This is a genomic window from Halorubrum ezzemoulense DSM 17463, from assembly GCF_002114285.1.
Taxonomy (GTDB): domain Archaea; phylum Halobacteriota; class Halobacteria; order Halobacteriales; family Haloferacaceae; genus Halorubrum; species Halorubrum ezzemoulense.
In genome coordinates this window covers 1-8,584 of sequence record NZ_NEDJ01000099.1, presented here as the reverse complement: position 1 = coordinate 8,584, position 8,584 = coordinate 1, and the positions used below count along the sequence as shown (strand labels likewise).

5 protein-coding genes and 2 pseudogenes are annotated in these 8,584 nt (G+C 60.2%); 5 read left to right on the top strand and 2 right to left on the bottom strand.

The genetic code is table 11. The annotated features are described in order from the left end of the window. From B9H04_RS18390 to B9H04_RS16645, 5 genes and pseudogenes are all read left to right on the top strand, one after another. Positions 1-121 (top strand): annotated as a pseudogene (locus B9H04_RS18390) (IS630 family transposase); the annotation flags it as partial. A gap of 224 nt (positions 122-345) precedes the next feature. Next, complete coding sequence (locus B9H04_RS16660; RefSeq protein WP_080508746.1) at positions 346-3,072, top strand: transglutaminase domain-containing protein; 2,727 nt, start codon at positions 346-348, stop codon at positions 3,070-3,072. Then, positions 3,069-3,755, top strand: a complete 687-nt coding sequence (locus B9H04_RS16655; protein WP_049933434.1) for a DUF7269 family protein — start codon at positions 3,069-3,071, stop codon at positions 3,753-3,755. Before B9H04_RS16660 ends, B9H04_RS16655 begins: the two co-directional genes overlap by 4 nt. After that, complete coding sequence (locus B9H04_RS16650; protein WP_139835141.1) at positions 3,752-5,107, top strand: DUF58 domain-containing protein; 1,356 nt, start codon at positions 3,752-3,754, stop codon at positions 5,105-5,107. Before B9H04_RS16655 ends, B9H04_RS16650 begins: the two co-directional genes overlap by 4 nt. Next, positions 5,107-6,642, top strand: a complete 1,536-nt coding sequence (locus B9H04_RS16645) for a hypothetical protein (protein ID WP_049933437.1) — start codon at positions 5,107-5,109, stop codon at positions 6,640-6,642. Before B9H04_RS16650 ends, B9H04_RS16645 begins: the two co-directional genes overlap by 1 nt. 9 nt (positions 6,643-6,651) lie before the next feature. On the opposite strand, the gene B9H04_RS16640 is transcribed toward B9H04_RS16645, so the two are convergent. Next, positions 6,652-7,626 (bottom strand): AAA family ATPase, encoded by a 975-nt coding sequence (locus B9H04_RS16640; protein WP_094520378.1) that lies wholly within the window; start codon positions 7,624-7,626, stop codon positions 6,652-6,654. 289 nt (positions 7,627-7,915) lie between these two features. Further along, positions 7,916-8,461 (bottom strand): annotated as a pseudogene (locus tag B9H04_RS16635) (transposase); the annotation flags it as partial. Positions 8,462-8,584: the final 123 nt, after the last annotated feature.

Below are 8,584 nucleotides of genomic sequence, written 5' to 3'. Positions count from 1 at the left end.
CGTTGAGAGCGAAGCGGAATTCAAAGACCTCGTTCAGGAAACTTTTGAGAAAATAACGAAACGCGTCAGCTTCGCAAAGAAGTGGTGTGAACAGTTCCTTGACTTTCGAATGTTATCTTAATCATTACCGGCATCCGGGCGGCCTCCCATGACAGTGCGTCCTTGGCAGGTAGGCCAATCAGAGCCACGCGTTCTATGACGCTGTTGAATCATCGGCCTTTGACCACCCCAGTACCTCTTCACGCACGCTGGGGACTTAGCAGGCTTTCATCCCATCAGAGCCACAGTACTAGCACAAAGTAAGCAAGCTTTACACATGATGGATTGGTAGCTGTTCACAAGTAGATGAGCGAGGGGAGACAAACTGGCGAAGGGATGCTAGTAATCGTTGCCATTGTGGCGCTGCTGCTCTCGGCTGCATTCCTCCCCGTCGTTGATATCTTTGGCGAGGAAAATGGCCCCGGAGCACTCGGACTCCCCGGTGATGAACTGGAAGAAAGCGGACTCGGGACTGCTGGTGGAGGTGGCGAGATGCCGGGCGGGACGTCAGGATCGCCAGTCGGCGGTTCACTCGCCGCCCCCGAGCAAACTAGTATTAGCAGTGGGTTTAATGGATCACTCACTCCGGTGCCCCTGTTTGTCGTTAACTCGTCGGAAACCACGTACTGGCGACAGACCGCATACACGGACTATACGGGTACCGGGTGGGAACAGTCGGCCGACGATCGTCCCATCTCGGAGGGTGTGCCGAACGACGATCGGACTGTAGACAGTCAGATCATAGAATACGAAGTGACCGTGTTGACCGACACCCGGTCGCTACCGACAGCGTGGCAGCCAAAGAGTGTCAGCCTGTCGAACCAGTCAGGAACGACTGTCCGTGCATCGACTGTCGGCGGCGTCAGCACCGACCGCTCACTTTCGAAGGGAGCCACCTACACCGCCACGAGTTCACCTCCCCCTCGCGATGCAACCACCCTTCGGCAGGCTGACGGGCGGGCTCCAGACAATATTCGTCAAACATACACGCAGTTACCAGCTGATACGCCAGATCGGGTCGGCGAGCGCACGGCTGAAATCGTCGGCGGCGAACAAACTCGGTACGACCGCGTGATGGCGGTCCACGACTGGCTCGAATCGAATAAGGGCTACTCGCTCCAGACCGATATCGACTCCAGCCAGCCGATCGCCGATCAACTCCTGTTTGAGGTCGACGAAGCCTACTGCCAGCATTTCGCCACGACGATGGCAGCCATGCTCCGGAGTCAGGACATCCCAGCACGGTACGTAGTCGGCTTTGCCGGGGGGAGCCCTGTTGGCGACGGTGAATCTCTCGTTACAAGCGATCGGGCCCATGCGTGGGTCGAGGTCTATTTCGAGGGTGTCGGCTGGGTGCGGTTCGATCCGACGCCGGGCGGCAGCCTTCCGGTTGACTCGCCACAGCCACCGTACGACCTCTCGCTAAACCGTTCGGCGGTCGTCGGCGCTGATGTCGCGGTGAACGTCGAGAAAAACGACAGCGCGGTCGTCGGCGTCCCAGTCTATGTCAACGATGAGCGCGTCGGCTGGACCGATGCGAGCGGCGAGACACCGGCGACCCTACCGTACGCCGAAGAGATCACAATTACCGCTCGTCCTCGCGGCTCGGAGACCAAGTACTCCGACGATTCGGGTTCGACCACTACTGTTGCCGATATCGACGGTTCGGCGTCGACTCTCCTCACCACCGATTTTGATGATGCGACGTCAACTGTGAGTCCACGCCTCGTCGAGGCACTACCGACCGTGGCGAGTAGTCTGCCGCTGGTAATCTCCCGGCTTGGGGGACCGACGATCGGCGCACTCGGTACTGATTTTCATCAGGTGGACGACGCGACTAACGAATCGTCGGTGACCTACGCCCCAGAGACAAACGCGACGATTTCCGTGGGCGGGAATCGGACAACGGGTGGGACCGCTCGACTTGTGGTCGCCGTTCAGGACGTGCCGGTCGCTGACGCGAACATCGACTTCGACGGCGAGACCGTTGGGTCGACCGATAGCGATGGCGTTTACGAACTCTCGCTCGCAAACATCGAGCCGGGTAACTATTCGGTCCGGGCGACTCGCGGGTCGGTTGATGTCTCATCGACGCTCACCGTCACCCCGCCAGAAGGAGGCAACGACTCAGAGACCGCTGAGGACAAACAGCGTGATCCCCTTGCCCCTAATATTTCGGTCTCACCGTCCCTGATCGCACTCCCGGGAACCTCGGCGACTGCGACGGTTAGCCGCAACGGCCAGCCGATATCGGGCACTCCGGTCCGTGTTGACGGCGAGGTCGTCGGCGAGACTGACGCCAATGGGACAATTACTTTGTCGTTCCCCATCGCCGATTCGGTTGTCCTCACCGCCAGCGCCAACGGCGTCACCGGCGAGCAGTCGATAGACGGGCTGTACCGGAACGCCGGGGTCGTCGTCGCCGCGTTGGTTGGTACCCTTGTCGGCCTCATAATGATCGCCCGGCGGTACGGGATCACTCGGCAGCTACTGACACGCAGACTCGCGGCTATTGTTGCCCTTCTTATCTCTATTCCACACCGGTTGACCAATCTCGTGATTCGGTTGGCAGCCGCGTTTGAGGCCGCTATCGTGGGGCTCTGGCGACAGCTCACGTCGTTGCCGAGCCTCCTGACGGGATCGCTTATCAATATCCTCCATCAGGTGAACCCCTACGGGTTGTTACTAGCGGCGATCACGTGGGTTCGCTCCCGACTCCGGGGGCTCCGTCGCAGTAGCGATGATACTACAGCCGACGCAACAACGACGAGAACCCCCGATACAGAACAACACCGACGGATTCGGGCGATTTGGGGGTCGTTCGTCGAGTTTGTACGGCCGCCAAAGCTCACGACACGGACCCCCGCCGAGATCAGTCGGTACGCGATCAGACAGGGGCTGCCGCGGCGACCTGTGGAGTATATCACCGACCTATATCGCGCCGTAGAGTACGGCCACCGGTCACCTGATGAATCGCGGCTTGAATCCGCCCGCGAGGCGCTGTCGACGCTCCGGGAGGAGGACGACGAATGAACCGTGAGCATCTATTTCGGACCCTGCTGTTGTTGATCGTAAGCGCCGTCGTCCTCGGGTTTGCCGCCGTTGTTGGCTACCGCCCCGAACTCCTGCCGCCAGAGATTATGATGCAGTTGGATCGACTAACCGAAGCTGTCGGGGTACGGACTGCGATCCTCGCCGCCGGTGCGGTCCTCGCCTGTATCGGGCTGTTGGGCTCGTGGGCGTGGCGAACGAACGATCAGACGGCGGTATTGTCAGACCTGTCGCCCGAGCAGCCGGATCGGGAGGTCGACGTGACGGGCGCGGGCCTCACTAGCGTGTTCGAATCCGTGCGGAACGGGCGGTCTGGCTCTGAGACCATCGAGGAGTCACTCCGGACGGTCCTAGTAGATCTATACGGTCGCAAATTTGACGACCGCGAGCAGGCCGAACAGTACGTCGACAACGGGGAGTGGACCAACGATCAGGTAGCTGCGGCGACGCTGACGGCGACCAATTCAGTTGAGTTCCCACTTTTATACCGAGTGTACGCGTGGTTGTATCCTGACCACGCCTACAACTACCGAACGCGGCGGACGTTGCGCGCAGTTGAAGATACCTGTGCAGCTGAGTTAACGGCTTATAACCCACCAGCACGGCGGCGAGGGCGGTTCGGTCAGTTACGGGCTCTCTTTGACTCCGGAGGTGGCCGACAGTGAGACACACCCGCTACCGGATCATGCGGGCTTATGCGATCATCCTTGTCGCCGCCGGAATCGCAACTGGATCGCTCTCGCTGGTGCTTGCCGCGGCCGTCCCTCTGGTATTCGCTCTCTACGGGGCGCTGTCCGGCTCGCCGGTCGTCAAAGGTAACATCGAAGTTAACCGAGAGATCAGCCCTGAGACCCCATTGCCCGGCCAGCCCGTTGACGTGACTCTGACGGTCCGGAACACGGGAGACACGGCAATTCCCGACCTCCGTTTCGTTGATGGCGTCCCCGAGGAACTTGGCGTTACCGAGGGGTCGCCCCGCGCTGGCAGTGCAATCGCAGGGGGTAGTAAGCTGTCGACGACTTACACGCTCGCTGCCGACCGTGGAACCTACACCTTCGACGATGTCACCGTCAGCGCGCGTAACCTCAACGGCACGCGAGTGGTCGGAGAGGAAATCGACGCAACAGGCGTCACCGACTTCGAGTGTCGGGTCGCAGTCGAGGATATCCCAGTCCAGCAGACTACCTCCTATACCGGGCAGCTGGCGACGGACTCGGGTGGACCGGGCGTCGAGTTTTACGCGACTCGAGAGTACCGGCCCGAAGACCCAGTCAAACGAATCAACTGGCGACAGTATGCGAAGACTGGTAAACTGGCGACGATCGACTACCGCGAGCAGCACGCCGCCCACGTCGTCGTCCTCACCGACAGCCGCCCGTCGACTCACACTGCAGCCTCCCCGACTGATCCGACAGGGGCGACCCTGAGTGCCTACGCCGCGACAATCGCCATCGAAGTGCTGATCAACGAGGGTCACCACGTCTCGCTGGGTGCACTCGGGATTGCCGACCCACAGACCGATATCGAACCTCCGGCGTGGGTCTCGGCCGACGAGGGCACCGCCTTCACCACCCACGCGACAGCGGTGTGTAACGCCGCGGCGTCGGGCGCGACCGACAGGATTGATAACAGAGATCACTCCAACAGCTCTACCACTGTTGGGCCGACCAGCACTGAGCCGCACGGAGAAGCCGCATCTCCCCCAGTGGCTGACGGCGGCATCGACTGGCAGCGGCTCCAGTCGCTCGTGCCGCCCGGCGCGCAGGTGATGTTGTGTACCTCTGCGACCGACGGGGCGATCGTTGACCTTGTCGAGTCACTCCGAGGCGACGGTCCTGAGGTGACGGTGCTCTCGCCACAGACCGCTCCCGAGACCGTCGGCGGCCGGATAGTCGCGCTTCAGCGTTCGGTCCGGCTTGATCGGCTCCGGTTTCTCGGGGCGACGGTTATTGACTGGGAACGAGCGGAGAAACTACCTGCCGCGCTTGCCCGGGGCTTGGATGCGGGGGTGCAGTGATGGCCGGTCAAACCATTCTGCCGAAGCCGAATACAACACGCCTCGGCTCGCTTTTGATCGGCACTACCGTGGCCCTCGGTGGCTGGCTCCTCACAAGCGCGACCGGGACAACTCGGCCCGGCCTCGCTGCTGGGGTCGCCGGGGGGCTGTTGGGAACCATTGTTCTGGTCCGTAATACAGAGACACCGCTCGGGACTGCAGTTGCGACGCTGCTATTGCCCGTGCCGAGCCTTGTCGGGTTGGTTGCCGTCGGCCTCCCGCTTCGTGAGCTGGTACCGCTGACAATTGCGGGCGATCCGTTTGTTCGGCCGCTGATCGGTCAGCTTGGCGTAACAGTCGCTGTCGGAATAGCTGCCTTCGGCGTCATCGCCACGCTTGATACAGGCGTCGGGGAAGGCGCAGTTGCCAAACTTTGGGGGACGGCCGTGCGGGCGCTGATTGGGATCGGTGTGCCACTCGCTGGCCTGCTAGTCCTCCAGTTCGATGCTTTGACTGCGGTTCCCGTCTCCATCCCCGGGATCGATGGTTCGACCCTCACCACGTTTCTGTATCGGCCCTCTGAATCCGTATTCGTCCTCGTCAGTTTCTGGCTTCTCGTGACCCTCCAGATCGCGGCGCTCAAACTACTAATTGTGGTGGCCCCCGTCATGGAGTTGACACCACAGACGAATCAGGAGTCCGTCGGTCAACTACTCTCGCGAACTCATTCCGTGCTTAACACGGCTTTTGTGCCGGTGCTCGGGCTAACCTTTGTATCGATACTGCTTGCGTTTGGGGTGTCAGATCCCCGGGCGCTTCTCGCTCGCTTCCCGGTGGTTTTTGAGCTTCTCGCAGCCCCCAGCCTCCGCCGCGGCCTCGTTTCTGGTATCGGTCTCGTAACGCTTGGGGTGGTATTGCTAAGCGGGTTGCAGTTTGTCGCCGGTCGGGTAACCGACACTGTCGGCCGCCTTATTCCGTCCATGCTGGCCGGGGGGAGTGCGGTAGCGGTCGCCATCGTCGGCTCACCATTGGTGCCACAGACCGTCAGCCAGATCCCTGAGACACCAGTTCCGGTCGATGAAGTAGTCACCGCGCTGACGCCGGCGGGGGTTGTTCTTGCGGGTGTCACCGTCGCCGTGGCGCTGTTGACCGGCGTGCTCGCCATGATTGTAACCGCAGGCGGAATGAAATACATCCCCCGGCGGACCGCGGGCAGCGCCATCGCCAGCGCGGGGCTCGGGATCGGTACGATCGCTGCTGGGATCGGCGGTACCGATGTGCTTGTGGTCTTCGCCGCTGTTGCCGTCTCAATCTTCATCTGGAACACGGGCGAGCGTAGCGTCACGACGCAGGCTGAACTGGGTCCCTCCTCATCAATCCAACTGGAAGCTATCCACATGTTCTCGGCACTCGGTCTCGCGGTCGTCGGCGTCGGATTGGCGTGGGGGCTGTACACGAATGCCCTCAGTCGACTGATCGTTAGCGACGGGACGCTTGTCGGCGTCCTCGCGTCGACTGTGGGTGTCCTGCTGCTGGTCGTCGCAATTCGAGGGTGAGTAGAGGCGTCAGTCGGCAGTCGTCGCTGCGCCCGGTACCTCGACGCTGTCGAGAAGGTCGGTGACGATTGCCTCGGCGTTGATATCCTTAATTCCGGCCTCAGAGGTCAACACCAGCCGGTGGGTCATCACCGGACGGGCGATAGCCTTGATATCATCGGGCGTCACGTAGTCACGACCATCGATCAGCGCGTGGGCCCGAGAGGCTTCGAAAAACCGCTGGATACCACGTGGCGAGACGCCCACGTCGACTCGCGGATCATCTCGACTCGCTCGGGCGAGGTCGACAAGATACTCTTTGACCGACTCCTCGATACTCACCTGTTCGGGCAGCTGGCGGAGAGTGGTCACCTGCGAGGCGTCGACAACCGGATTGACAGTCGGCATCTGGGTGTCCCGACTCGCTCGACGGCTAATGAGATCGATCTCGCCGCCGCGGTCGGGGTAGCCAATCGAGGTCTTAACGATAAATCGGTCCCGTTGTGCCTCTGGCAGGCGGAAAGTGCCCTCTTGTTCGATGGGGTTCTGAGTGGCAAGAACAAAAAACGGTTCTGGGAGGTCATATGTTGTCCCACCGACAGTAACCTGTCCCTCATCCATTGCCTCCAAGAGCGCCGACTGGGTTTTCGGGGGTGCACGGTTGATCTCATCGGCCAGCACGATATTGGCAAAAACGGGTCCGCGCTGGAACTGGAACTCACCGTGCTCCTCGTTATAAATCTGTGAGCCGGTAATGTCGCTTGGCAGCAGGTCAGGTGTAAACTGGATGCGAGTAAACTCCAGATCGAGTGCATCGGCTAGTGCAACGGCGGTGAGCGTCTTCCCCGTCCCCGGAACATCTTCCAGTAGAACGTGGCCACGAGCCAACAGGCCAGTCGAAACGGTTTCGAGAAACTCCCTGTCGGTGATGACTGCCTCGCTAACCCGATCCATTACCGCAGTAATCCGTTTTGTTGCCTCCTCCATCCGCTGACCATCTCTCATACGACACTATCACTGCTTGGTATGGACTTATCAGTTGTTGTGACTGTACTGCCCTGTTGACTCGATGGAAACGCTGCTATCCCTAGAGAACGTGAACCAAGATATGGGGCGCAAGAGACCGATAAGGACTCCGTGCCATAGAGCACGTTCTGTTGACTGGTCCATGCGCGAAAGAAGTCGAGTCATGGGCGCTACAGCCCGGATGCCGCGGCCCGGCATCCGGGCGGCCTCCCATGATAGTGCGTCCTTGGCAGGTAGGCCAATCAGAGCCACGCGTTCTATGACGCTCTCAGCTTTGAACGTTAGCGTCGGCTGTTGAGTGAACGAAGAGGTGATCAATCTCTTCCATCAGGTCGTCGACGCTACGATCATCGTTGTCTCGAACCCACGAGAGAAGGTTGTAAACGGCTTCTTTCAGCGAGTGTTCGAGGTTCGCTCGAAGCGATGACGCTTTCGAGCGAACCGTCCCCAAGGCGCTCGATTCGGGATCAAGACGGACGAGACTGTAGGCAGCCATCAGAAGGTGCCAGTGCCGACTGGCACCTTCGTCGGTCTGCATCTCGCAGTCTCCCAAGCCGAGATCCTGCTTCGAGTCCTCGAAGAACGTTTCGATGCGCCACCGCATCCCGTAGGAGCGAATAATGTGCTCGGTCGGTGCGTCGATCTTGTTCGTGACGAGGTACTTGACCGGGTTCTCTTCGTCTTCTTCGTCAGTTTCTTTCTCAGCGAGCACCAGCTTCACGTCTCCCAGTTGGGAGACGGGAAGCTTCTTTGTCCAGATGTGGTAGGTCTCGTCTTCGACGTCGCGTTCAACCGTGTCGATGCGCTCTGTAATGAGTATGAAAACTTTTGTTAGTTAAGCTTGATAGAAGAGTAATGGAGCGCTCACGTCGAAAAGAGATTGAGCATCACTTGACTGAGGAAGAAATCGATGAACTGCTACGTGAGGCCGAAGACG

What these genes read in the sequence shown, in the direction of transcription:
- B9H04_RS16645 (WP_049933437.1), top strand. Translation starts at nt 5,107, where the DNA reads ATGGCCGGTCAAACCATTCTGCCGAAGCCGAATACAACACGCCTCGGC.
- B9H04_RS16660 (WP_080508746.1), top strand. Translation starts at nt 346, where the DNA reads ATGAGCGAGGGGAGACAAACTGGCGAAGGGATGCTAGTAATCGTTGCC.
- B9H04_RS16655 (WP_049933434.1), top strand. Translation starts at nt 3,069, where the DNA reads ATGAACCGTGAGCATCTATTTCGGACCCTGCTGTTGTTGATCGTAAGC.
- B9H04_RS16640 (WP_094520378.1), bottom strand. Translation starts at nt 7,626, where the DNA reads ATGAGAGATGGTCAGCGGATGGAGGAGGCAACAAAACGGATTACTGCG.